The organism is Antarcticibacterium sp. 1MA-6-2 (assembly GCF_021535135.1).
Taxonomy (GTDB): domain Bacteria; phylum Bacteroidota; class Bacteroidia; order Flavobacteriales; family Flavobacteriaceae; genus Gillisia.
On the sequence record NZ_CP091036.1, the window covers coordinates 2,606,593 to 2,629,290 of the forward strand.

General features: G+C 38.8%; 25 protein-coding genes and 6 pseudogenes. 6 read left to right on the plus strand and 25 right to left on the minus strand.

Annotation, left to right across the window (positions count from 1 at the left end; genetic code table 11):
• Nucleotides 1–4: 4 nt before the first annotated feature.
• Nucleotides 5–202, minus strand: a complete 198-nt coding sequence (locus LZ575_RS13310) for a hypothetical protein (protein ID WP_235324999.1) — start codon at nucleotides 200–202, stop codon at nucleotides 5–7.
• Nucleotides 203–351: 149 nt separating this feature from the next.
• Here LZ575_RS13310 and LZ575_RS13315 point away from each other — a divergent pair, with 149 nt between their 5' ends.
• On the plus strand, nucleotides 352–840 hold the full coding sequence (locus LZ575_RS13315; RefSeq protein WP_235325000.1) for a regulatory protein RecX: 489 nt from the start codon (nucleotides 352–354) through the stop codon (nucleotides 838–840).
• 12 nt (nucleotides 841–852) lie between these two features.
• Here the strand turns inward: LZ575_RS13315 and LZ575_RS24295 are convergent, their stop codons facing one another.
• From LZ575_RS24295 to LZ575_RS13370, 13 genes and pseudogenes are all read right to left on the minus strand, one after another.
• On the minus strand, nucleotides 853–927 hold the full coding sequence (locus LZ575_RS24295; protein WP_409187215.1) for a hypothetical protein: 75 nt from the start codon (nucleotides 925–927) through the stop codon (nucleotides 853–855).
• A gap of 10 nt (nucleotides 928–937) precedes the next feature.
• Nucleotides 938–1,273 (minus strand): ester cyclase, encoded by a 336-nt coding sequence (locus tag LZ575_RS13325; protein ID WP_235325001.1) that lies wholly within the window; start codon nucleotides 1,271–1,273, stop codon nucleotides 938–940.
• Nucleotides 1,274–1,430: 157 nt separating this feature from the next.
• The gene (locus LZ575_RS13330) at nucleotides 1,431–2,297 is read right to left on the minus strand and encodes a cupin-like domain-containing protein (protein WP_235325002.1); all 867 of its coding nucleotides are present in this window, start codon (nucleotides 2,295–2,297) and stop codon (nucleotides 1,431–1,433) included.
• A gap of 8 nt (nucleotides 2,298–2,305) precedes the next feature.
• Nucleotides 2,306–2,935, minus strand: a complete 630-nt coding sequence (locus tag LZ575_RS13335; protein WP_311195787.1) for a cupin-like domain-containing protein — start codon at nucleotides 2,933–2,935, stop codon at nucleotides 2,306–2,308.
• 55 nt (nucleotides 2,936–2,990) lie between these two features.
• Nucleotides 2,991–3,179: a hypothetical protein gene (locus LZ575_RS23770; protein WP_311195788.1), complete on the minus strand. Its 189-nt coding sequence runs from the start codon at nucleotides 3,177–3,179 to the stop codon at nucleotides 2,991–2,993.
• Between the two features lie 13 nt (nucleotides 3,180–3,192).
• Nucleotides 3,193–4,287, minus strand: coding sequence for a biotin synthase BioB (gene bioB, locus LZ575_RS13340; RefSeq protein WP_235325003.1), 1,095 nt, complete (start codon nucleotides 4,285–4,287; stop codon nucleotides 3,193–3,195).
• A gap of 90 nt (nucleotides 4,288–4,377) precedes the next feature.
• Nucleotides 4,378–5,010 (minus strand): beta-ketoacyl synthase N-terminal-like domain-containing protein, encoded by a 633-nt coding sequence (locus LZ575_RS23775; protein WP_311195789.1) that lies wholly within the window; start codon nucleotides 5,008–5,010, stop codon nucleotides 4,378–4,380.
• On the minus strand, nucleotides 5,000–5,533 hold the full coding sequence (locus LZ575_RS23780; protein WP_311195790.1) for a beta-ketoacyl synthase N-terminal-like domain-containing protein: 534 nt from the start codon (nucleotides 5,531–5,533) through the stop codon (nucleotides 5,000–5,002). Before LZ575_RS23780 ends, LZ575_RS23775 begins: the two co-directional genes overlap by 11 nt.
• A gap of 90 nt (nucleotides 5,534–5,623) precedes the next feature.
• Complete coding sequence (locus tag LZ575_RS13350; RefSeq protein ID WP_235325004.1) at nucleotides 5,624–6,226, minus strand: SET domain-containing protein; 603 nt, start codon at nucleotides 6,224–6,226, stop codon at nucleotides 5,624–5,626.
• Between the two features lie 75 nt (nucleotides 6,227–6,301).
• A pseudogene (gene bioA / locus LZ575_RS13355) lies at nucleotides 6,302–7,566 on the minus strand (adenosylmethionine--8-amino-7-oxononanoate transaminase); the annotation flags it as partial.
• A gap of 90 nt (nucleotides 7,567–7,656) precedes the next feature.
• Complete coding sequence (gene bioD, locus LZ575_RS13360; protein ID WP_235325005.1) at nucleotides 7,657–8,274, minus strand: dethiobiotin synthase; 618 nt, start codon at nucleotides 8,272–8,274, stop codon at nucleotides 7,657–7,659.
• On the minus strand, nucleotides 8,226–8,687 hold the full coding sequence (locus LZ575_RS13365; RefSeq protein ID WP_235325006.1) for a DUF2007 domain-containing protein: 462 nt from the start codon (nucleotides 8,685–8,687) through the stop codon (nucleotides 8,226–8,228). Before LZ575_RS13365 ends, bioD begins: the two co-directional genes overlap by 49 nt.
• A 37-nt stretch (nucleotides 8,688–8,724) precedes the next feature.
• Nucleotides 8,725–9,885: an 8-amino-7-oxononanoate synthase gene (locus LZ575_RS13370; protein WP_235325007.1), complete on the minus strand. Its 1,161-nt coding sequence runs from the start codon at nucleotides 9,883–9,885 to the stop codon at nucleotides 8,725–8,727.
• 83 nt (nucleotides 9,886–9,968) lie between these two features.
• Here LZ575_RS13370 and LZ575_RS13375 point away from each other — a divergent pair, with 83 nt between their 5' ends.
• Nucleotides 9,969–10,382, plus strand: a complete 414-nt coding sequence (locus LZ575_RS13375) for an MgtC/SapB family protein (RefSeq protein ID WP_235325008.1) — start codon at nucleotides 9,969–9,971, stop codon at nucleotides 10,380–10,382.
• Here the strand turns inward: LZ575_RS13375 and mnhG are convergent.
• The 8 genes and pseudogenes from mnhG to LZ575_RS13410 all read right to left on the minus strand — a co-directional run bounded on the left by mnhG (nucleotide 10,379) and on the right by LZ575_RS13410 (nucleotide 16,128).
• Nucleotides 10,379–10,774, minus strand: a complete 396-nt coding sequence (mnhG, locus tag LZ575_RS13380) for a monovalent cation/H(+) antiporter subunit G (protein ID WP_235325009.1) — start codon at nucleotides 10,772–10,774, stop codon at nucleotides 10,379–10,381. The two genes, LZ575_RS13375 and mnhG, sit on opposite strands and share 4 nt — an antisense overlap.
• Complete coding sequence (locus LZ575_RS24300; RefSeq protein ID WP_409187216.1) at nucleotides 10,775–10,858, minus strand: monovalent cation/H+ antiporter complex subunit F; 84 nt, start codon at nucleotides 10,856–10,858, stop codon at nucleotides 10,775–10,777.
• Nucleotides 10,858–11,046, minus strand: a complete 189-nt coding sequence (locus tag LZ575_RS22610; protein ID WP_255702613.1) for a monovalent cation/H+ antiporter complex subunit F — start codon at nucleotides 11,044–11,046, stop codon at nucleotides 10,858–10,860. Before LZ575_RS22610 ends, LZ575_RS24300 begins: the two co-directional genes overlap by 1 nt.
• Entirely contained in the window at nucleotides 11,043–11,519 is a 477-nt protein-coding gene (locus LZ575_RS13390) for a Na+/H+ antiporter subunit E (RefSeq protein WP_235325010.1), read from the minus strand. The genes LZ575_RS22610 and LZ575_RS13390 overlap by 4 nt, the downstream gene beginning before the upstream one ends.
• 15 nt (nucleotides 11,520–11,534) lie before the next feature.
• A pseudogene (locus LZ575_RS13395) lies at nucleotides 11,535–13,044 on the minus strand (proton-conducting transporter membrane subunit).
• Nucleotides 13,041–13,394, minus strand: coding sequence for a Na+/H+ antiporter subunit C (locus LZ575_RS13400; RefSeq protein ID WP_235325011.1), 354 nt, complete (start codon nucleotides 13,392–13,394; stop codon nucleotides 13,041–13,043). The pseudogene LZ575_RS13395 and the gene LZ575_RS13400 overlap by 4 nt, the downstream one beginning before the upstream one ends.
• A gap of 3 nt (nucleotides 13,395–13,397) precedes the next feature.
• Nucleotides 13,398–13,807, minus strand: a pseudogene (locus tag LZ575_RS13405) (Na+/H+ antiporter subunit B).
• Between the two features lie 12 nt (nucleotides 13,808–13,819).
• Nucleotides 13,820–16,128 (minus strand): annotated as a pseudogene (locus LZ575_RS13410) (putative monovalent cation/H+ antiporter subunit A).
• 244 nt (nucleotides 16,129–16,372) lie between these two features.
• On the opposite strand from LZ575_RS13410, the gene LZ575_RS13415 reads away from it, so the two are divergent.
• The 4 genes from LZ575_RS13415 to LZ575_RS13430 are packed head-to-tail and all read left to right on the plus strand — an operon-like array spanning nucleotide 16,373 to nucleotide 18,601.
• A complete protein-coding gene (locus tag LZ575_RS13415) occupies nucleotides 16,373–16,909 on the plus strand; it encodes a DUF2975 domain-containing protein (protein ID WP_235325012.1) in 537 nt (178 codons plus the stop codon).
• 1 nt (nucleotide 16,910) lies between these two features.
• Nucleotides 16,911–17,117 carry a helix-turn-helix transcriptional regulator gene (locus LZ575_RS13420; RefSeq protein ID WP_235330735.1) on the plus strand — a complete coding sequence of 69 codons (207 nt, stop codon included), beginning with the start codon at nucleotides 16,911–16,913 and terminating at the stop codon, nucleotides 17,115–17,117.
• 18 nt (nucleotides 17,118–17,135) lie between these two features.
• Nucleotides 17,136–17,510, plus strand: a complete 375-nt coding sequence (locus LZ575_RS13425; protein ID WP_235325013.1) for a hypothetical protein — start codon at nucleotides 17,136–17,138, stop codon at nucleotides 17,508–17,510.
• Nucleotides 17,450–18,601: a hypothetical protein gene (locus tag LZ575_RS13430; protein WP_235325014.1), complete on the plus strand. Its 1,152-nt coding sequence runs from the start codon at nucleotides 17,450–17,452 to the stop codon at nucleotides 18,599–18,601. The genes LZ575_RS13425 and LZ575_RS13430 overlap by 61 nt, the downstream gene beginning before the upstream one ends.
• Before the next feature lie 44 nt (nucleotides 18,602–18,645).
• Here the strand turns inward: LZ575_RS13430 and LZ575_RS13435 are convergent, their stop codons facing one another.
• From LZ575_RS13435 to glmS, 3 genes and pseudogenes are all read right to left on the minus strand, one after another.
• Entirely contained in the window at nucleotides 18,646–18,939 is a 294-nt protein-coding gene (locus LZ575_RS13435; RefSeq protein WP_235325015.1) for a F0F1 ATP synthase subunit epsilon, read from the minus strand.
• A gap of 109 nt (nucleotides 18,940–19,048) precedes the next feature.
• Nucleotides 19,049–20,562, minus strand: a pseudogene (gene atpD / locus LZ575_RS13440) (F0F1 ATP synthase subunit beta).
• A gap of 286 nt (nucleotides 20,563–20,848) precedes the next feature.
• A pseudogene (glmS, locus tag LZ575_RS13445) lies at nucleotides 20,849–22,698 on the minus strand (glutamine--fructose-6-phosphate transaminase (isomerizing)).

Below are 22,698 nucleotides of genomic sequence, written 5' to 3' on the forward strand. Positions count from 1 at the left end.
AACTTCAAAATCCATATTTCTTTTGAATCTCTTCCATAGGTGAAAAATGAATATCCCCCTCCTCCACTCTAGTCAACATTTCATCCATCATATTTCTATAATGAAGAGATGGCGTTTCAAGTTTCGTCCAGCCTGTTCGAAGGTATATTCCAGGAAATTTTTTAAAGAACGATTTTGTCTTTTTGCCTCCCATTCCAGACATCCAAAATATTTTTATCTAAATCAATAAGTTTCCTTGTTTTCATTAGTCACCTATCTTGTTTATAAACACAATGAATTTCCTTTTTATGAAAAAATATATTCCGAATGTGACTCCTTGCAAATACGTTCTTCTAAATTATCTTTGTCTTTATGAAGTCTGATTCAGCCCAAAAATCCTATACTGTAAAAGAAGCAACAGTAAAACTAATGCAGTTTTGTGCGTACCGTGACCGCTCTCAAAAAGAAGTGGAAGACAAGCTAAATGAGATGAGAATGATCCCGGCGGCACAGGAGCAAATAATTATAAAGCTGATGCAGGAGAATTTTTTAAATGAGGAAAGATATGCACGAAGTTTTGTACGGGGAAAGTTCAGAATAAAAAAATGGGGAAGAATAAAGATTACGCAGGAACTTAAACAACGGCAGATCTCTTCACCCATTATAAAAATAGCCATGACCGAAATAGAAGAGTCTGATTATTTAAATACCCTTAAGGAACTTGCTGAAAAGAAAATCCGGCTCATAAAAGAACCGGATCCTTATAAAAGACGTCAAAAACTCAGTAATTATTTACTTCAGAAAGGTTTTGAACATCATCTCGTTTACACAACAGCTGAAGAAATTAGTGACAGATTTTAGACGTGTATCAATTTACTGCTGCACAGGGTTCACCCCAAGCTGCTTGAGGATTCCCAGCTCATCACTGCTACCCCATCGCTCTACCAATTTTCCGTTCTCAAACTGAGCTAATTTGCATTCCTCTTGCTTTAATACTTTTCCCGGTGGCTGATACTCCCATAAAATCTCCTTTATGAGTTCCGGTAAGAGTGTAGGCAAAAGCAACCTTATCTTCAGCCGCAACCATTGTTTCAACATCCACATTCATATCAGGAAAAGCATTTCTCATCATAGTAAAGAAATCTATATATCCCTGCGGACCCGGACCCTGATTTGGAGCAGGATCATGTTCCTTTACATCTTTTGATACTAGATCCCCTAATTGTTCCAGGTTACCACTGTTTATCGCCTCTCCAAATTTTTGTTGTGCTTTTTTGTTTTCTTCTACGCTCATTTTCTTGTTTTTATCGTTATCTATAATATCGGTTATTACAGTTAATGACGAAAATATTCTTCGCAGATTTAGCAGAGTTTAACGAGGATTAACAGCAATTAAGAAGTGTTGAGCACCGCCCGGGAGAAAATGTTTTAACTGTGAAGGTTCTAAAGAGTTAGACAGGAATCTTATTTTTCCTGTGGGTAATTTTTATGGCCTGCTCATTTTTATAATCTATCCACTTTTGACCTCTCCATTTTCGCATATAATTATCAAAATACCTCATAAAAGCAAGATTATAAACAGCTTTTGATAGATGGGCTAAATTCCTTGGAGCTCCTCTCAGACTCATAGAAAATCCCGGGGTAAGGTAGGTCATCTGGTGCCAATAGCCCTCTGGCATATAGAGTGTTTCCCCATGTTTTAATTCAGTAATATATCCTTCAGCTTTCTTAAGCGCGGGAAATTTATCATAATCGGGTTCATTGAAGTCTATATCCTGCCGGGAGATTAGCGCATGCGGAACTTTATATAGGTAGCGGGTTTGAGAAGGAGCAAACAGGATACACTGCTTTTTTCCGTGAAAATGGAAATGGAAAATATTTGCAAAGTCTATATCGTAGTGCATAAATACTTTGGAATTTTCTCCTCCAAAGAACAACATGGGAAGTTGCTTAATAAACCTCATCCCCATCTTTGGATATTTAAAGTCCTGTTGGAGCCGTGGCACCTCTTTTAAGAGATGATAAAGGAAGATACGGTACTTAGTAGGTTTACTTCGTAACAAATCAATATACTCGGCCATCTTCATCTTTAGATGGGGCTCATTAAATTTATATTTTGAGCTAATCGGCCTGTCGTCATAAAGAGGTACAATTTTTTCACCTGCGACTTCCTTAATATAATCCAGCGTCCACTTTTGATATGCTGGCCAGTTCTCTATCAGCTCTTCAATTACTACAGGTTTTTGAGGCCTGTAATATTTCTCAAGGAAATCAGCTTTGGAAAGTTTCTTTTCCCTTGGAATCTCAACTAATCTCATTGGCTCTTTCATAATTCTATACCGGAATTTTTGTGAGTGTTCCTTATTGCCTTTCTATTTTTGTAATCAATCCACGCCTGTCCTTTAACTTTTCGCATCAGGTTATCATAGTTCCTTATAACTATTAAATTATTCAGTACTTCCAGGATCTTTTTTGGAGAAGTGGGAAGCGACCTTAAAGTTAAGGATAAACAGGGAGTTTCGTATTTTATGAAATGCCACCAATGACTGGGAATATATAATGCTTCCCCGTGTTCAAGTACGACCTCATAACCTTTAGCTTTTGCAAGAGCAGGGTATTTCACCAGATCGGGTTTATCCATATCTATAATTTCCATGCTCACAATAGAATAAGGAACTTTGTACAAGTGTTTAGTTTGATCTGGTGGGTAAAGAATTACCCTTTTTCTTCCAGCGAAATTAAAATGGAAATTATTAGCGAGATCCATATCATAATGCATCACCACTTTGGCACCTTCTCCTCCAACAAAAAGAACAGGCAATTTTTTAAAGAACTTTACACCCAGGTTGGGATACTTGAAATCCTTAAGAAGTTCCGGACAATTTTGAAGAAGATTAAAAAAAAACATCCGAAGATCTGTAGGACCGCTCTCGAGAATATCTATGTATTCTCCCATTTTAAGCTTCATTGCAGGCCCATGAGATTTTTGTCTTCCTTTCGCTTACTTACCATCATAAAGTGGGACTACAATGTCTCCCGCTTTTTTTCTGAAATAATTGAAATTCCACATTTCTTTTGCTTAGCCAGTCTGCAGTTAAATCTTCAAAAACCACAGGCCGCCCCGGAATAAAATAATCCTGTAAAAAGCTCTTTTTACTGATGCCTTCAACCCTTGGTATAGACTGTAAATTCAGCTTCATTTGGCAATTAGATTTATCCCATTCGGGTTCTGGCTTTTTTCTGAGCTTCCAGATTTCTCTCTATAGAATGCCCCGGCCTTGTCCATTTTGGCTTCTCTCCCAGGTTTTGAAACTTCGATTCTTCTGCTGAAACCGTTTCAGGCTGAGCTTTCTTCACAAACGGTTTCTGGGGCTGAAGACCAAGTTGTTTGAACATTTCCATATCCTCATTTACATCAGGATTAGGAGTGGTAAGCAACTTATCCCCGGCGAATATGGAATTTGCTCCGGCAAAGAAGCACATGGCCTGTCCTTCCCTGCTCATTTGTGTTCTCCCTGCAGATAATCTTACCTGCGTATGCGGCATAACTATTCTCGTGGTTGCTACCATGCGAACCATTTCCCATATAGAAACCTGCTCCTGTTCTTCCAAAGGTGTTCCCTCAACAGGTACAAGCGCATTAATAGGCACGCTTTCGGGCTGCGGGTTAAGCGTTGCTAAAGCAACCAGCATTCCTGCACGGTCACTAATAGATTCTCCCATTCCTATTATTCCACCGCTACACACGGTCACATTGGTTTTTCTTACATTTCCAATGGTGTCGAGCCTGTCCTGATAGCCACGGGTTGAAATGACTTCTTTATAATATTCTTCTGATGAATCCAGATTGTGATTGTATGCATATAAACCTGCTTCAGCAAGACGTTGTGCCTGATTTTCAGTAATCATTCCCAGGGTACAGCAAACTTCCATATCCAGTTTATTGATGGTTCGTACCATCTCCAAAACTGAATCAAACTCTGCCCCGTCTTTCACATTTCTCCAGGCTGCTCCCATACAAACTCTTGAGCTTCCCGAAGCTTTCGCCCGTAAAGCCTGCGCCTTTACCTGGTTTACACTCATAAGGTCATTACCTTCAATATTGGTATGATATCTGGCTGCCTGAGGACAGTATCCACAGTCTTCAGGACATCCTCCTGTTTTTATAGAAAGTAAAGTAGAAACCTGGACGGTGTTTTGGTCGTGATGTTGCCTGTGAACACTTGCTGCTTCATAAAGAAGATCCATAAAAGGCTTATTGTAAATCTCAAGTATTTCTTCCTTTGTCCAGTTGTATCTAATTTCCATAAAAATGAGTTTAAAGTCAAAAATAGCTAAAAAGTAAGCTTTAGTGAAGGTTTCAGGTTAAAAGATTTTTTCCTTTTGAAGCATTTTTTGTTAGAGTCTGCTTATCAATATACTTACAGCATTTCCTCCAAACCCTACTGCATTGACGAGAATATTGTCCAACTTTTGGGGAATTTCTTCTGAAGATTTAAAAGGAACCGGAATAAATTCCTGATGTTCCATCATAAGTATTGCCCATTCTATACTCAGTATTCCCGAAGCTGCAAAAGTATGTCCCAGCTTCCATTTGTTTGAGGTCATTGCCGGAATTTTATTACCGAAAACTTCTTTTACAGCATTTACTTCGGAAAGATCTCCTTTTCGGGTGCCGGGAGCGTGCATTACAATCGCATCGATTTCTGAAGGACTTATTTCTCCAATAGCCATTTTCATAGATTTCTGAAGACATTCCGCATTTGCTGAAATAGATACAGAATGTTTTAACTCTTCCGTAGCATAACCAATTCCGCTGATTTTGGCTATAGCTTTTTCAGGATTATTCTGAAGGCAAAGTATTCCTGCTGCTTCTCCCAGGACCATGGAATTTCTGCTTTTTTCCATATCCAGGGAGCGGCAGGGATAATCAAGATCTTCAGAAGCATAAATTTTCATTGCCTGCATTTGAGCAATTGTAAAAGGAGTTAACGCAGCTTCGCTCCCGCCAACCACGAAATTATTTGCCATCCCGCTTTGAAGCCACGCTACTGCATTTAATACGGCATGTAAACTCAGTAGAGCAGGTAACGCTGTGAGAAAATTCAGGTCCACCACTTTTCAGGTCCTGCGCAACCCAGGAGGAAATATTGCCAAGGGTTGTAGATGGAGAAGCGAAAGTTTCAGCTTTACCTGATGATAAGAAAGAGCGGTAATAATCTTCAAAAAGCCCGGTCGCACCCCTTGAACTCCCTATATTAATTCCAACATCCTGGCCACTTTTCCAACCTGCACGCTTTACTGCTTCCCTGGAGGCCAGCAACGCATATAATACAGACTTATCTAAATGTTTATATTTAGGGGAGAACTCCCGTAAATTATTAATTTCCTCTTTTAAGGAAGCAGGTAAAAATGCCGCTAATGCCGCGTTACCATCAAATATATGCCTGGTGATAAAATGTTTTGGACTCTTGTAGTTTTCCCATACTTCATCCTGTTGTATTCCCAAAGGAGATAAAGATGCCATGGAAGCTATATAAACCGGGGTTTTCAATTGTGGAATTTTCAACAAAAATAAGACCTCCCAACGCTACAGCTAAATTTTATAGCTAAAAATTTCTGTAAAAGCATTCAGATAATGATCTTATATGTGGTTTTCCTTGTCTCCTACATAGTATACACTAAGAATAGATTCCATTTGCTTCTCCCCCATAATAATTTTGTCAAGCTGCTGCTTTACTGCAGGTTCAATTAACTGCATTAGAGGCTGGTCCACACTATTTATTAAAGGCATTGCATCTTCCAGCTTCCTATCCCACTCCCCGTGGAAATTTACAAGATCATCTGGATATACTGTCGTTCTTTCTGTCCCCTCGTCTTTAGCTTTAAAGGCTTCGGTAACATTTAAATATCCGTAATCATCTGTCAGTTCTTCTCCTGCCTGTATGTCTCGTATAGCAATTTCAAAATCGTAGGCGGTCGAAAGACAATTTGACTTAAAACTGTGGTTTACATATTTGGAGATATCCCAGCACATCACAAAGTTACCTTTGTTATTTCTAAAGGTGTACTTATCTACCATTTGTTTGGTGAGCTCTTTCATCTTATCAATTTCACCCGGGGTGTATACCTGGTCCAGCTCATCCTGTACCCATGTTATTGTACCTTTTGGGATAAATTTAGTGGCAACCACTCCATATCCTATTTCGTCACTTATAAATTGAACTTCCGTGTCGGGATGCATCATATTTCCAAGAATTTTTATTCTAAAGTAATAAATTAAACCCTTGATTTACACGAATTATAAAAGCTATAACAAATTTTAAAATTTCTCCAGTGCAGCCAGTATACTGTCATGGATTTTATGCAGTTCTGCTTCGGAAATTATGTAGGGCGGAAGAACATAAATAGTATTTCCCAAAGGTCTAAGATATACTCCAAAATCCATAAAATGCCTGAATAACTGATTTCTTAGATTCCCATAGCGTTCCATTTCCACATCAAGTTCAAAGGCTAGTATTACTCCCAATTGGCGCAGATTTTTTCACCTTTGGATGAGCCCCAATTTTTTTAGCAAACGAATCATGAGAAGCTATAACTTTTTGGATGCTATTTTGGATTTCTTTTGAAGTCAGCAATTCTATTCCCGCTAAAGCTGCAGTGCAGGCTAAAGGATTGGCAGTGTAAGTATGGCCGTGAAATAAACCTTTACTAATTTCTTCTGAAAGAAAAGCATTATACACTTCCAACGTGCAGGAAGTAACGGCCATAGGAAGGAGGCTAAGCAGTAAGAGCTTTGGACATGCAAATAATATCGGGCTGAGTTTGCATATATTCTGAAGCAAAATTTCTTCCTGTTTTTCCGAAACCTGTCATTACCTCATCTGCAATAAGCAAGATGCCATTGTTTTTGCACATTTTAAGAATCTCATCCAGGCCTGCAGCATCATGAAATTTCATTGCGGCAGCACCCTGTACCAATGGCTCATAGATAAATCCTGCTATATTATTTTCAGAAATTAGATTTTCTAACCTTGAAATAACCTCAGCAGTATTTCTCCCATTTGGAACCGGAATACGAACCACTTGAATGAAATGATCCTCAAAAGCACCATTATAAACAGAAAGTCCTGAAACTGACATTGCTCCAAAAGTATCTCCATGGAAACCTTCTTCAAAAGCCAACATTACTTTCCTGTCATTCCCCAGGTTATAATGGTACTGAAGTGCCATTTTAATTCCTATTTCTGTAGCTGTAGAACCATTGTCACTAAAAAAGAGCTTTTGCTGGCCTACAGGAAGTATAGAAACAAGTGCCTCAGCCAACTTAACTGCGGGCTCGTGGGTAAAACCGCTAAAAACTACCTGATCCAGTTTCTGCATTTGCTCAGCAACTCTTGAAGTAATGAAGGGATTGCAATGACCGTAGGCACTGGTATACCAGGAGGAAATACCGTCTATGTATTCCTTCCCGTGTTCATCATATAATACAGCTCCTTTTGCCCGCGCAATTGCCATCATATCCGGAGAAAGCTGGTGCTGGGTAAGAGGATGCCAAAGATGTTTTTTATCTCTTTCAGAAAAAGTTGTTGTACCTAGCTATTTTTCCCGGAATAGAGGTAGACATGAAATATTGTTTTTGGAGTTGATGATCTGCGGAAGCATTTTCCCGCCGATCTAATTCTCAATTAATTTAGCACGAAATCCTTCAGCGTATTCCTTCACGACATTCTTATCAAAGTAAGGTTCTAACTCTATTCTACCGAGGCAGGGCACACCGCTCATCTTCAAAATAATTTCTTCAGAAGACCTGTTTTTTTCTCCGTTGAAAATTATTCCGAAGCAATTAAGTCCGCGGGATTTCAGTGCTTCCAAAGTTAATAAGGTATGATTAATACTTCCCAGATAATGCCGGGAAATTACTATTACTTTATCATCATTATCAATAAGATCAATTATAGTTTCGCTGTCGTTGATTGGAACCAGCAACCCACCTGCTCCTTCAATAACAAGATCATTTGAAGTTTCCGGCCTGAGAATTTCATTAGCATTTATGGAAACTCCATCAATATCTGCCGCAGCATGAGGACTCATTGGCGTGTTAAGTGAATAGGAATTTGGATGAAAGATTGTTTTTTTATTCGAGATCAATCTCCGCACCTTGTCAGTATCAGAATTATCCAGATCTCCTGCCTGGATCGGCTTCCAGTAATCGGCTTCAAGAGCTTCGGTAACAATGGCTGAAACTATAGTTTTACCAACATCAGTCCCAATACCTGTAATAAAATATGGCATAATTTTGTATTAAATCTATTTCCGCAGTTTTCACAGTGGTAATCCCGACGAGTGTAGATTGGCAAAGCAGTTATTAAAAAGGATATGATAAAAAAGAAGAAGGATTTCACGCCTTTTACATTAGTGTAATACTGTACCTGCTTACTTCCGCAGGCAGGACAATGCATGGCTTCACCTTCATCTGTTAAAGAATATTTATTTACAGAATTTAGAATTTTTACTGCTTCTGCCTCGTCCCTGGAATAGACCTTCAATTTTATTCCACCAATGGCATTGCTCACCAGAGGATCTGTGTCTATTGTCCATTGATCTCCCAGAAAAACTTTAATTCCCTCGGCTTCCAGTCTTCCTTTAAAGATTTGTGCCTCAGATGAATATTGAAATCTGGCGACGGTACTAAAAGCTTCTTCCATGTTTTCAGGATTAATCTTACTTACTATTCAGTAAAAACTACTGCTTTATAAAGATAGCTAAATGGGTTAAGACCTGCTCAACTTCAGAAAATGAATTATAACTATGAATACAAAATCTCAGTCGTTCCTTACCCTGCGGAACAGTTGGAGACAGAATAGGTTTCACTTCAAATCCTTCAGCTGCCAATTCTTTCGCAATAAATTTAACCCGCTCATTTCCCGGAATAACACAGCTGTGGATGGCAGAATGACTCTCGATGAAATAATCGTTAAGTCCATTGGATAAAGTGCATTTTTTAAAATGTTCAATATTGGTTTTTAGTCGGGCAATTTCTTTACCAACATTTGAGGCACTTTCTAATTCTTTGTAAACAGCTAAAATTGTAGCCAGTGAATGCGGCGGCAAACCTGTAGTATAGATAAAACTCCGGGCAAAATTTACCAGGTAATCTTTTAAATTCCGGCTTCCTAATACTGCTGCTCCATGACAGCCTAAAGCCTTTCCAAAAGTATAGATACGTGCAAAAATAATTTCTTCCAATTGGAGCTCCTGTACAAGACCATTCCCATTTTGCCCAAAGACTCCCGTGGCATGAGCCTCGTCTACTATAAGATAACAGTTGTTCTCTTTACACAGTTGCGCAAGGTCTTTCAATCTAGCTTTATCCCCATCCATTGAGAAAACAGACTCTGTTACAATAAATACAGCAGCATCCTCACTATGCGAGTCATACCGTTTTAGTAGCTCTATTATATGCAGATGATCATTGTGCCTGAATTTGTAGGCTTTGGCAGGACTCATAGAAATTCCGTCTCTTATTGATGCGTGCACCAGCTCGTCATATAAAACAAGATCACCTCTTTGCGGTACAGCAGAAAAAAAACCGATATTGGCATCATAACCTGAATTAAAAACCAGGGCTGCTTCAGAGGCGTGAAAGGAAGCGATTAAATCTTCTGCTAAATTGTAGAGCTTGTTATTACCGGATAGTAATCGGGAGCCTGTAGCACCGTTTCCAGCCAAGTTCTCTTTTTCTAGAAGAGCAGCTGCTTTCCTGCAAATATTTTCAGAAACAGCAAGACCCAAATAATCATTAGAGTAAAAGTCTATTAACTGGCTTTTTCCGGGTAGTCGCCGAAAAGAATTGTCCTTTTTTCTTTTCTCCAGCCTTTTGCCTAACTTTGATGGTAACTTCATAAAATAAAATTACAGCTTAAGAACCTAATTTAAATGGAAATTGCACTTTTTACCCTAAAAGTTTGTGCAGCGGTTGTTGCTTAGTGATACTTATTGGCCTGGAACGGGAATTTAGAGGAAAGGATGCAGGGCTCAAAACAAACGCTCTTGTAGCACTTGGCTCCTGTGTTTTTGTTCTTATATCTCTTACGTTTCGAGGTGAAGATTATGTAGACACCACCCGGGTATTAGGTCAAATTATTACAGGAATAGGATTTATAGGTGCAGGAACAATTTTACAGGAAAGAGGAAAAATTGAAGGCCTTACCAGTGCAGCGACCATTTGGTGTAGTGCAGCAGCAGGATGTCTTGCGGCCCTTGATTTTTTTGTAGAACTAGCCATTGTCCTGGGGCTCGTACTGTTTATCAATTTCATTTTAACCATTATCGAAAATAACCTAATTCGAAAACGGGAGAAAAAGGAACATAAAGAAAATGCTTACTTTAAAAAGCCTTAGTCTTTTGCTGCAGGTGTTTTAGTTTCAACTTCTTCACTTCCGCTGCTCAATTTTTGAGTATTAGGATCATATTGTCCTTTAAGCTCATCCATAACAGAACCTTTCCAAAGTTTCACCCCCGCGAAGTAAGAAGTACGACCAATGAGGTGGGCACTTATAGGTGCAGTAAGAAGAACGAAAAGAATAATCGCAAGCACCTTAGCTGTGCTGGCAAGGTCATAGGCATGTATTGCACCAGCAATGAGTAATAAGCCCACTCCCAGGGTTGCTGCTTTTGTGGTCACTGCCAGTCTCAAGTAAGTATCGGGCATTCGTATTAATCCTACTGCGGCAAGGAAGACGAAAACTGTTCCAAGGAATGCCATTACTCCTACAACTATATCTGTTATCATCTATTTATTTTTTTGCTGAATATAATATGTAAACGCTACTGTTCCTAAAAAGGCAATTAAGGCTAAAATGAGAGCTACATCCATTAATGCCTAAGCTGATTGTATAAAATACTATACGCACTTATAAAACCTATCCCGGTAGTGACTATTAGGTCTAAAGCAATTACCCTGTCTACCATGTTTGGACCTTTTATAAATCTATAAAAGATCAACACTACCGACAGTGAAAGTACCGGAAGAACAAAATATTCTATGAAATCAAATAATGTCATCTTACTATCTCCAAAATTCGCTTTTCAAAGCCGTTCTTAATTCCGTTAATGAAGCTCTCCCTATCCTTCAAATACATCGTGTGAATGTACATGACCTTCTTATCATCTGAAACATCTAAAGTCAAAGTACCGGGGGTAAGGGTAATAAGGTTAGCCAAAAATGTAATTTGAAGGTCAGATTGCACTTTTAAAGGATATTTTATAATTGCCGGAGTCATATGATATCCAGGTGTCATTACTTCATAAGCCACCTGGAAATTGGCTTTTAAAAGCTCCCACAAAAAATAAAAAATAAAACCAATTACTTTGGGAAGCAATCTAAAATAGCGGGCTTTCCTGGTACCCCTGGTAATAACCGTAAGAATAAAATAACTTAAAAGGAAGCCAAACAAAAAGTTGGAATAGGTAAAGTTCCCGGTAAGAGCCAGCCAGATAAAGGTTAATAATAAATTTGTTAAAAACCTGTTTTTCATTCTACATCATTTTGACTAAGTTCTATAAACTGCATCAATATACTGCTGACTATCCATTAATTCGCTAGCCACTCGTGTGGAAAGCTGCTGAATATTCTCTGCTGCAAATCCAATATATAAAGATATTAGAGAAAGAAATATTATTGGCGCCACCAATTGCGCTTTTCTAACTGTTGTCAATTTATTAAAATATCTAAAGTTAAGCCTCTTTGGAAGATCTACTTTATCCTTCCAAACAACATTTGCCCAAACCTTTGCTATAATTATCATTGTTATTAAACTGGCAAAGAGTATTGCCCCAATGGACCACCAGTGTTCAGAATTAAATGCCGCTGTAATGAGAGATATTTTAGGCCAGAAACCAGAGAGTGGTGGTATCCCTACCAATGAAAACAATGGTATTGCAATTAACAGGCTGATCTTGGGGTATTCTCTATACAAACCTCCAAGAGAAGAAATTTTATTAGTTCCTTTAATCCTGTAAATAAGCCCCCCCACCATAAACAAATTCGTCTTGACCACAATATCGTGAATAAGATAAAAAATAGTTCCTGCTATGGCCACTTCAGTAAAAAGACCGAGTCCAACAATCATATACCCGATATGACAGATTATGAGATAAGAAAAAACCTTTCTTAGGTTGGTCTGGACCAAAGCACCAAGTCCCCCACTTATTAAGGTAAGAATCGCCATTACAAGAATGGTATCCTGAAGGAAAACATCTCCCACAAATATAAGGGTGAACACCCGGATAAGAGCGTAGACCCCTACTTTGGTCAATAACCCTCCAAATATTGCTGAAACTGCCGATGGAGGAGTGTGATAGGAAGCTAAGCAACCAGAAGTACAATGGAAAAACTGCCGCTTTGATTCCGAAAGCAATAAGAAAAAGAATGGCTGTAATTTCTACAAGGCCTCTGTTCTCTATCGCTGCAACTTTCATAGAAAGATCGGCCATGTTAAGGGATCCGGTGAGGCCGTACAAAACTGCGATTGCAGTAAGAAAAATCATTGAAGCAAGAATGTTGAGCGTAAAATACTTTACTGCACCCTCGAGCTGTGCCTTTTCTCCTCCCAGAGTAATAAGAACAAAAGAGCTAATAATGATAATTTCAAACCAAACATAGAGATTGAAAATATCCCCGGTTAAAAAAGCCCCATTTAGACCTAAAAGTAAAAAATGGAAAATGGGAAAATACCCAAACTTTAGCCTGGCCGCAACTATAGAAGAAGCTGAAAAAGAAGAGACAGCCAGGCCCGAAATTGCCGTTAATAAAACCAGGGTAGCCGCAAGAGAATCTGCAACAAAGGTAATACCAAAAGGTGCACTCCAATTTCCGGCCTGCACTGTGTGTGTACCTGTGTCCCAAATATAGTTGAAAAGCCATATTGAAACCCCAAGGTTTATTATTCCTCCAACTATGCTTATCACTCTTTGCCAGCTTATCTTGCTCCAGCAGAACATTAAGATAATGCTTAAAAACAATTGAAGTAATAGTGGGTAAATAACTAGTTGTTGCATCATGAATCCTGGTCTATTGCGTTCATTTCATCCAAATCGTCGGTTTTTACCACTTTGTATGCTCTTTTTATAAGGATTATTGCAAAAGATTGTAAACCAAAACTTATTACGATAGCTGTTAAAATCAGCGCCTGTGGAATAGGATCGGCATAGGCATCTTCAAAAACTTTAAGATCTCCGGGAATTAAAGGCGGACTTCCTTTGGTAATCCTTCCCAATAAAAAAATAAGAAGATTGGCGCCATTGCCCAGTATGATGATCCCCAGGATCAATTTCACAAGGCTACGCCGAAGGATCATATAGATCCCTGCGGCATAAAGAACACCAATTAATATAGCTAAGACAATTTCCATAAATTAAATCGTGTCTGCAATTGTAAAAATTATTGTAAGAGTTACGCCTACCACAACCATATACACTCCAATATCAAAAAATAGGGCAGAACCCAGGTAACCTATAACAGGTATGGCTTCTGATGCCCAAAGACCTGTCATAAACGGTAAATTAAAAAGAAAGGGAGCCATACCGCTAATAAAAGCAAGTGCCAATCCAAATGGCATTAAAAAACCAGGATGGAACTTTAATAGGTGCTTAGTATTTGTTAAGCCATTGGCAAAAGCGTGTAACACAAATGCAATAGAAGCCATTAAACCACCCACAAAACCACCTCCCGGGAGATAATGACCACGCAGAAGAATAAAGACAGAAAATAAAAGCAATACAGTAAAAGGTAGGTGGAAGCTGTTCTTAATATAATAGTTCTCATAATTTCTCCTATTTAACGTTGATCTGTCTCCTTAAGCCTTAATTTTAACAATCCGAATACTCCAATAGCTGCAATTGCCAGAACTGAGATTTCCATAAAAGTATCAGCCCCTCTAAAATCTACCAATATTACGTTCACCACATTTTTACCATGAGCGAGTACGTAAGCGTTTTCTGCATAATACTGAGAAATTTCTTTATTAATAAGCTCTGCAAGAACCTCAAGTATAAGAATTGTAATTATTGTTCCCAGGGCGAGCGAAAGTACCCCATCCTTAATCCTTGTTTTATAATCAGACAATTGCAGGTATCTTGGCAGCCTGTAGAGTACAAGTACAAAGAGAATAACTGTTAAAGTATCTATAGAAAACTGGGTCATTGCAAGATCGGGGGCACTATAAAAAATAAAAAGCAAACAAATAGCAAGTCCAACAATTCCCATGGAAGCAACTGCTGCCAATCTGGATCTGGTGAAAACGGTAAAAATTATTGCCACCAGCATTATAGCTACGACCACCATTTCGTAAATTGTAATTTCAGTAAGTGAAGCCGGATCTATTGCAAATTTTGCCGATTTATACAGAGCGTACCCTAACAACGTAATCATGAAAACCAGAATTACTGAAACGTAATTCCTAAGATATCCATTCTGTGAGAGCCTGGTCCAGCCCGAAGAAAACTTATTAAAGAAACTCCACGAGTTGGTCATAACGGATTTTGGCGAAAGAAATTCCACTCTTGCCGCAGTATTCACCAACTTTTGAGACGGTTTAACGACAAAATATAACACTGTACCAATTACTATGGTGGCAGCACTTAACCACAGTACTGTATTGAAACCATGCCACAACTGTAAATGATGTTCTCCCGCATCTTCCCCCATTGCAGCAACAACAGGCTTAATGAGAGAACCCTCTATAATTCCGGGAAAAATTCCGAAAACAAGCCCGGCGACAGATAATAATACTGGTGGCACCCATAAGAGAGGTCCGGGAAATTTAGTCTTCTCGAGTTTTTCCGGAAGCTTACCAACAAAGGGACTTATTCCGGCAACAAAACCCGCATGCAGTAATAAAATTTTTGTAATGAGGATCAAAGCAATCCAAAGAACAGGAGCCCCTACAACTGCCAGAGTTGATTCATAAGTCAATTCCTTTCCAAGGAAACCTATAGTCGGCGGAATACTAAGCACTGGAAATGGCTGCAAGAAATCCTGCTATTGCCACAGGAAGCATGACTTTTCTTAAACCTTTTAAGAAAGTAACATCGCGGGAATGAGTTTGATGATCTATTATACCTGTCACCAGGAATAAAGTTGCTTTATATAAAGCGTGCACGATTATAAAAACGGCAGCCGCAAGTAAGGCACCTTCTGTTCCCTGCCCAATAAGGAATACCAGAATTCCCAAAGCAGAAATAGTAGAATAAGCCAGAATTCCTTTGAGATCGATACGGAATAAAGTGTGTATTGCAGAATATACCATCGTAATAGCTCCTACAATAATTAAAGTTGAATTCCAGAATTCGTTACTCCCCAGGACAGGAGTAAGCCTCATTAAAAGATAAATTCCGGCTTTAACCATTGTAGCTGAGTGAAGGTAAGTGGAAACCGGAGTTGGAGCTTTCATTGCTCCCGGTAACCAAAAATGAAAAGGAAACTGTGCTGATTTTGTAAATGCTGCTCCAAAAATCAGGATGGCAATTAAGACAAAATACGGACTGTTAATTATTTCACCACTTGAAGCCTGAAGTTCTGTAATGCTGTAGCTACCTCCTACTGATCCTAATATTAGAGCTCCTGCCAACAAAGCTAACCCACCAAAGCTAGGTTATCGCCAAAGCAGTTATTGCTGACTTTCTTGACTCAGGATTGGAATTGTTAAATCCAATTAGAAAGAATGAACTTATGCTGGTGAGTTCCCAAAAGACAAACAAAGAAATTAGGTTATCTGATAGTACAAGCCCCAGCATTGCTGCCATGAACATGCTCAAATAACCATAAAACCTATCCAGATATTCGTGACCTTTTAAGTACGAGGCCGTATAGGCAAAAACCAGAAAGCCTATTCCTGTTATCATTAAAGAAAAAAGAAGAGACAGACCGTCCAGGTGAAAATCAAGATTTACACCAAAAGAAGGAACCCAGGGATAACTATGAACAATTGTATCTCCCCCGGAGATTTGAGGAATAAACTGTAAAAAATAAAGAAACAGTCCTAAAGGAACCAACGCAGATACAATTGCGAATTTTCCTTTGAAGAATTTTCCGGCTACTACCAATAACAATGAAAAGATAAATCCTAAAAGTATAGCTATTAGCATATGCGACTTTAAAAATTCCGTTTACGCAAATATAACAGTTATTATTGAAGTTAAAAGACACAGAAAACAGTTATAACGCTATAAACCACCTTCTTCAGCAGGTGCAGAATCTTAACGAACTCATAATAACGACCTACCTTAATATTCAAAAATTTCCTAAAAAAATATTTTTAAAATTAAATCTAAGTCTGTTATTGTTTATCGATAATTTTATAATATGTTTGTTATCGAAAAACAATAATAAATGAAAACAGGCACCTCCATTCAACCTCCCATTCTGCTTAAAACAATTTTGGACATATTTTTCTGGCTCACATTATTGGGTTTGATTTTCAAGACTATTTTCACATTTTTCTATTGGTTTACTGATATTGATATTCCGGTTATGGTCACCATTAATGATTTAGAGGTAAACGAATTTAGTTTATCGTTGGGTATAGGAATTCTGTTCAAAATGATTATTTCAGCTGTTTTTATCTATATAATTTATTTACTTCGGAAGGTAGTGCGCAGTTTTTTTAAGCGAAAGGTATTTACTCCTCTTCAAATTGCAGGTCTAAAATTAATTGGCCAACTTATTATAATCACCGCACTTGCTGAAGTAGGTTTGAATTTCTTTCTTAGACTGGTCCTGGAACAAAGAGCCAGTGTAGGACTCCGGTTTGAAACATCATTTGATTCTTTATGGTTTAGCCTTGCCCTGGGTTTATTTTTCATCCTTCTCTCTAAATCCTTCAGTTATGCCCGAAGCGTACAGGAAGAAAATGAACTTACCGTATAATATGGCAATAAAAATCAATCTCGACCTGATACTGGAAAAACGTGGCATGAGAAGCATCGAACTTGCAGATGCTATAGGTATTACAACAGCCAACCTGTCGATTCTAAAAACGGGAAAAGCAAAGGCAGTAAGATTTTCAACTCTGGAAGCCATTTGCAAGGTGTTGGAGTGTCAACCGGGGAATATTTTAGAATATTCAGAAGAATAAGAAGCAGGAATCTTACGAATGAATAAGGCACAAAAAAACAGTGAAACAGCAAGTTCCCACATCAAAAATTCATTGCCGTGGATAAAGCAGGCCCCCGGTGATATTCCATATTTCATTGCTAAAGATGGAACAGACTTTACACCTATTGGACAAAATGACGCGATAAACTGGCCGGATTTCAATAACCTGTTCAAACGTAAAGATCTGGAACAGGTAGAAAATCATTTAAAATGGCTGAAAGCTCATGGAATTACTGTTCTGAGATTCATGATGGAATACAGCCAGAACAATTACAGTATCTTGAGAAGCCTGTGGGTAAGTTTCAGGCGAATATGGTGCAGCTTTGGGATGATCTTTTTCAATTATGTGAGAAGCACGAAATGCGACTGCTAATAACACCAGTAGATACTTACTGGATGTGGCTGCGATGGAAGCACCACCCATACAATAAAAAGAATGGAGGACCTTGTGTCAGAAGAAGTGAGTGGCTAATGTGTAAGGAGACGAGGGAGGCTATTAAAAACCGCTTCACATTTTTCATTTCCCGCTGGGGAGGAAGTGGAGCTCTTTTTGCGTGGGACTTATGGAACGAAATACATCCCGCTCATTGCGGCGGAAAATCAGAATACATTATACCCTTCATTTCTGAAATAAGTGATCACGTGCGAAATCTCGAATTAAAGTTGTACGGAAGGTCACATTTACAGACCGTGAGCATTTTTGGTCCCCAATTAGATAAAAATCCTGAGTTAGCAGATGCGATTTTCCGGCATCCGAAACTGGATTTTGCAAGTTCACATTTTTATGATGCTGCTACCATTAATAACCCTAAAGACACTGTTCAATCTGCAGTCGTTACTGGAAAATTAGTGAGAGAGGCCCTTCAGCATATAACTGACAACAGGCCATTTCTGGATTCGGAACACGGACCTATTTATGCTTTTAAAAATAGAAAGAGAATTCTTCCGGAAGCTTTTGACGACGAATATTTTAAACATATCCAATGGGCACATCTGGCATCCGGAGGAGCCGGGGGCGGAATGCGATGGCCCTACAGGCATCCGCACGTTTTAACCGAGGGGATGCGCAGGGAGCAGATAATTTTGAGTAAGTTTAGCAATCTTGTGAAATGGAAGACCTTCCGAAGAAAAAATATTAATGAAGAAATAAGACTATCTAGTAAAGCTTTTACATCATTTGGTTGCTCTGATTCCACACAGGCAATAGTATACCTGCTGCGGATTGATGCTATAAAAAGGAAACAAATAAATAAAAAGGCAAAGCCTGTAGACGTTAAAATGATAATTCCGGAAATGGCTTCAGGGACCTTCTTAATAACGGAATTCAATACCCACACAGGAAGCATAGAGAAAAAATGGGAGATTGTGCAAATTTCGCCGGGCAATTTAATCCTTCAGCTTTATGACTTAACCACAGATCTGGCTGTTCTGGTGCAGGCAATATCTGAGGGAAAACAGGTATAAAAAAAGCCCCGCAATGCGAGGCTTTAAAATATCATTTTTTGAACTTAATCGGCAAGCACTATTGCTTTATTATCTTTCATTTCAAGAACTCCGCCTTTAATTGGATAATAAAGAACATTGGCAGCTCCTGTTTCGCTTCTAAAATCTTTAGAAAGCTTCTTAAGATCCTGCTGGCTTTCTGATGCAAGATTTATTTGTACTTCCCCCTTAGTTAAAAGTGAAACTATTGGCGCGTGATGATTAAGCATCTGGAATTCACCCTCAACTCCGGGAACCTTTACTGCTTCAACTTCAGCTCCAAAAACTACTGCTTCGGGAGTAACTATTTCTAAATACATATTTTTTAGTATTGAGATATGAGTATTGAGTATTGAGTATTGAGATATAAGTATTGAGTAATTAGTTTAGAGACTCTCTCACTACTAACTACTCAATACTCAATACTATTTATGATTCAGCAAGCATTTTCTCACCTGCCTCGATCGCTTCTTCAATAGTTCCTTTCAGGTTAAAGGCAGCTTCCGGATATTTATCCAGTTCCCCATCCATGATCATATTAAAGCCTTTAATCGTTTCTTTAATATCAACAAGAACTCCTTTTAGACCTGTAAATTGCTCAGCTACGTGGAATGGCTGAGAAAGAAAACGCTGAACACGTCTTGCACGTGATACTGCAAGTTTATCTTCTTCAGAAAGTTCCTCCATACCAAGAATCGCGATAATATCCTGAAGTTCCTTATACCTCTGCAAAAGCTCTTTTACACGCTGGGCACAGTTATAATGATCTGCTCCAAGTATTTCTTTAGTAAGAATACGGGAAGTAGAATCCAAAGGATCCACCGCTGGATAGATACCCAGCTCGGCAATTTTTCTTGAAAGTACGGTTGTAGCATCAAGGTGGGCAAAGGTTGTTGCTTAAGTGCCGGGTCAGTCAAGTCATCCGCAGGTACGTAAACCGCCTGTACAGATGTAATAGATCCGTTTTTAGTAGAAGTAATACGTTCCTGCATCGCACCCATCTCTGTCGCAAGAGTTGGCTGGTAACCTACCGCAGAAGGCATACGTCCTAACAGTGCAGATACCTCAGATCCTGCCTGTGTAAAACGGAAAATGTTATCTACGAAGAAAAGTACGTCTTTCCCCTGTCCTTCTCCTGCTCCATCACGGAAATATTCAGCAATTGTAAGTCCTGAAAGGGCTACTCTTGCACGTGCTCCCGGTGGCTCGTTCATTTGTCCAAAAACGAAAGTTGCTTTAGATTCCTTTAAAGCAGTTTTATCAACTTTAGAAAGGTCCCATCCGCCTTCTTCCATAGAATGCATAAAGTCCTCTCCATATTTTATAATCCCAGATTCAAGCATCTCCCTAAGAAGGTCATTCCCTTCACGGGTTCTTTCTCCAACACCTGCGAATACAGATAAACCACCGTGTCCTTTTGCAATGTTGTTGATCAATTCCTGAATAAGTACTGTCTTACCAACACCTGCACCTCCAAAAAGACCAATTTTACCACCTTTTGCATATGGTTCAATAAGATCAATTACTTTAATCCCGGTAAAAAGAACTTCAGTAGACACAGAAAGATCTTCAAATTTTGGAGCTTCTCTGTGAATTGGCAAGCCTTTCTCACCAGCCTTTGGAAGATTTTCCATCCCATCGATGGCATCTCCAATCACATTAAATAATCGGCCATAAACTTCTTTCCCGATAGGCATCTGGATAGGAGCTCCTGTAGCAATAACTTCTACTCCACGGCTTAACCCATCTGTAGAATCCATAGATACGGTTCTTACGACATCTTCACCAATATGAGACTGTACTTCCAGAACCAAAATAGATCCATCTTTCCTGGTAATTTCCAGGGAATCGTAAATTCTTGGTAAACCAATGTTTTCCGCGTTAAAAACTACGTCAACTACAGGGCCAATGACTTGTGCAACTTTACCTGTGATTTTAGACATTATATAATTCTTTATTGTTTAGACTGATATTTTTTAAGACAAACCCGATAAATCCCTAGATAATAAGAATATACCCTAAGCCTTTTTCCGGGTGCAAAGATAGTTTTTTCTTTATAAAATTAAACAGGCTCCAGTACAACTTTTTCTGAAAAATTACGATAATGCCGAAAACCTCTCCGAAGCCCGTAATAAGCAGGAAATTTGGCAATTACAGAAGTGAGGTAGTAAAAACACAAAAGCCCCTTCATGTTATTGAAGAGGCTTTTTACTTATTAAATATGATAATTTATTCTACAGTCACCGATTTGGCAAGGTTTCGTGGCTGGTCAACATTTTTACCTAACATTACTGCTATATGGTAAGAAAGTAATTGAAGAGGAATGGTAGTTAACAGAGGAGTAAGGAGCTCCAGTGTTTCGGGAACTTCTATGACATAATCTGCCAATTCTCTTACCGCCTCATCTCCTTCAGTAACAACTGCTATGATCTTTCCGCTTCGGGATTTAATCTCCTGTATGTTACTAACAACTTTATCATAATGACCCTTCCTGGTAGCAATAACCACAACAGGCATTTGTTCATCAATTAGAGCAATAGGGCCATGTTTCATTTCGGCAGCCGGATACCCTTCTGCATGTATATAAGAGATTTCCTTTAATTTTAAAGCTCCTTCAAGTGCAACGGGAAAATTATACCCTCTTCCCAGGTAAAGACAATTTGGTGCCTCTTTATACTTATCAGCAACAATTTTCACATGCTCATTTTCCTCCAGTGCCGTGGAGATCTTAGCGGGAATTCTATCAAGCTCCTGTAAATGAAGTCTAAATTCAGAATCGGAAATTGTTCCTCTATATTTTGCCAATTTTAATGCAATAAGTGTAAGAACTGTAATTTGAGTAGTAAATGCTTTTGTAGAGGCCACTCCAATTTCAGGTCCAGCGTGAGTATAAGCTCCGGCATGGGTCTCTCTCGAAATAGAAGAACCTACTACATTACAAACTCCAAAGACGAAAGCGCCCTTTTCCTTAGCAAGTTTAATAGCAGCCATGGTATCTGCTGTTTCTCCACTTTGAGAAATGGCGATCACCACATCATTTTCATAAATGACTGGATTTCTGTATCTAAATTCTGAAGCGTATTCTACCTCAACAGGAATCCTTGCCAGGTCTTCAAATATATATTCTGAAACCAGGCTTAAGCATGCCACGAAGTACCACAGGCTACAACAATTATTCTTTTAGCATTGGCAAGTCTTTCGATATTATCATCTACTCCCGCCATTCTTATAATACCTTCATTCACGAGCATTCTACCCCTATAGGTATCGGTAATTGCATTTGGCTGCTCGTATATTTCCTTAAGCATAAAATGCTCATAGCCACCTTTTTCTATTTGCTCAAGATTCAGCTGTAATTGCTGAACATAAGGGTCTACCATGGAATCATCCTGAATCTTTCTCACTTTAATAGATTTACCACGTCGCACAACTGCCATTTCTCCATCTTCAAGGTAAATTGCATCACTGGTAAATTCAATGAACGGAGAGGCATCAGATGCTATAAAAAATTCATCTTCTCCAATCCCTATAGCAAGAGGGCTTCCCAACCGGGCAACAACAAGCTCATTAGGTTTTCTTTTGTCAAATACGGTAATGGCATAAGCACCAATCGTTTGGTTAAGTGCGATTTGAACAGCCTTCCCCAGCTTCACGTCCTCATTGACCATTACATCTTCAATAAGATTTACCAGAACTTCAGTATCTGTATCAGATTGAAAGGTGTATCCCCGCTTTTTAAGTTCCTTTTTTAGAGAATCATAGTTTTCAATGATCCCGTTATGTATAATTACAAGGTTTCCTGAATTTGAATAGTGTGGATGTGAATTTACATCGTTTGGCACACCATGAGTAGCCCAGCGGGTATGTCCTATTCCTATAGTTCCGGAAGTAGAAGTAGTTTCTTCAAATTTCTTTTTTAGATCTGCAACTTTTCCTTTTGTTTTACAGAGATTAAGATTTTCGCCATCAAATAAAGCAACTCCCGCACTATCATACCCGCGATACTCCAAACGTTGCAATCCTTTCATTACTATGGGATAGGCATCCCGGTTTCCTATATAACCTACAATTCCACACAT

What these genes read in the sequence shown, in the direction of transcription:
- LZ575_RS13310 (WP_235324999.1), bottom strand. Translation starts at nt 202, where the DNA reads ATGTCTGGAATGGGAGGCAAAAAGACAAAATCGTTCTTTAAAAAATTT.
- LZ575_RS13315 (WP_235325000.1), top strand. Translation starts at nt 352, where the DNA reads ATGAAGTCTGATTCAGCCCAAAAATCCTATACTGTAAAAGAAGCAACA.
- LZ575_RS13325 (WP_235325001.1), bottom strand. Translation starts at nt 1,273, where the DNA reads ATGAGCGTAGAAGAAAACAAAAAAGCACAACAAAAATTTGGAGAGGCG.
- LZ575_RS13330 (WP_235325002.1), bottom strand. Translation starts at nt 2,297, where the DNA reads ATGAGATTAGTTGAGATTCCAAGGGAAAAGAAACTTTCCAAAGCTGAT.
- LZ575_RS13335 (WP_311195787.1), bottom strand. Translation starts at nt 2,935, where the DNA reads ATGGGAGAATACATAGATATTCTCGAGAGCGGTCCTACAGATCTTCGG.
- LZ575_RS23770 (WP_311195788.1), bottom strand. Translation starts at nt 3,179, where the DNA reads ATGAAGCTGAATTTACAGTCTATACCAAGGGTTGAAGGCATCAGTAAA.
- bioB (WP_235325003.1), bottom strand. Translation starts at nt 4,287, where the DNA reads ATGGAAATTAGATACAACTGGACAAAGGAAGAAATACTTGAGATTTAC.
- LZ575_RS23775 (WP_311195789.1), bottom strand. Translation starts at nt 5,010, where the DNA reads ATGGCAAATAATTTCGTGGTTGGCGGGAGCGAAGCTGCGTTAACTCCT.
- LZ575_RS13350 (WP_235325004.1), bottom strand. Translation starts at nt 6,226, where the DNA reads ATGATGCATCCCGACACGGAAGTTCAATTTATAAGTGACGAAATAGGA.
- bioD (WP_235325005.1), bottom strand. Translation starts at nt 8,274, where the DNA reads ATGCCATATTTTATTACAGGTATTGGGACTGATGTTGGTAAAACTATA.
- LZ575_RS13365 (WP_235325006.1), bottom strand. Translation starts at nt 8,687, where the DNA reads ATGGAAGAAGCTTTTAGTACCGTCGCCAGATTTCAATATTCATCTGAG.
- LZ575_RS13370 (WP_235325007.1), bottom strand. Translation starts at nt 9,885, where the DNA reads ATGAAGTTACCATCAAAGTTAGGCAAAAGGCTGGAGAAAAGAAAAAAG.
- mnhG (WP_235325009.1), bottom strand. Translation starts at nt 10,774, where the DNA reads ATGATAACAGATATAGTTGTAGGAGTAATGGCATTCCTTGGAACAGTT.
- LZ575_RS24300 (WP_409187216.1), bottom strand. Translation starts at nt 10,858, where the DNA reads ATGGATGTAGCTCTCATTTTAGCCTTAATTGCCTTTTTAGGAACAGTA.
- LZ575_RS22610 (WP_255702613.1), bottom strand. Translation starts at nt 11,046, where the DNA reads ATGACATTATTTGATTTCATAGAATATTTTGTTCTTCCGGTACTTTCA.
- LZ575_RS13390 (WP_235325010.1), bottom strand. Translation starts at nt 11,519, where the DNA reads ATGAAAAACAGGTTTTTAACAAATTTATTATTAACCTTTATCTGGCTG.
- LZ575_RS13400 (WP_235325011.1), bottom strand. Translation starts at nt 13,394, where the DNA reads ATGGAAATTGTCTTAGCTATATTAATTGGTGTTCTTTATGCCGCAGGG.
- LZ575_RS13415 (WP_235325012.1), top strand. Translation starts at nt 16,373, where the DNA reads ATGAAAACAGGCACCTCCATTCAACCTCCCATTCTGCTTAAAACAATT.
- LZ575_RS13420 (WP_235330735.1), top strand. Translation starts at nt 16,911, where the DNA reads ATGGCAATAAAAATCAATCTCGACCTGATACTGGAAAAACGTGGCATG.
- LZ575_RS13425 (WP_235325013.1), top strand. Translation starts at nt 17,136, where the DNA reads ATGAATAAGGCACAAAAAAACAGTGAAACAGCAAGTTCCCACATCAAA.
- LZ575_RS13430 (WP_235325014.1), top strand. Translation starts at nt 17,450, where the DNA reads ATGGTGCAGCTTTGGGATGATCTTTTTCAATTATGTGAGAAGCACGAA.
- LZ575_RS13435 (WP_235325015.1), bottom strand. Translation starts at nt 18,939, where the DNA reads ATGTATTTAGAAATAGTTACTCCCGAAGCAGTAGTTTTTGGAGCTGAA.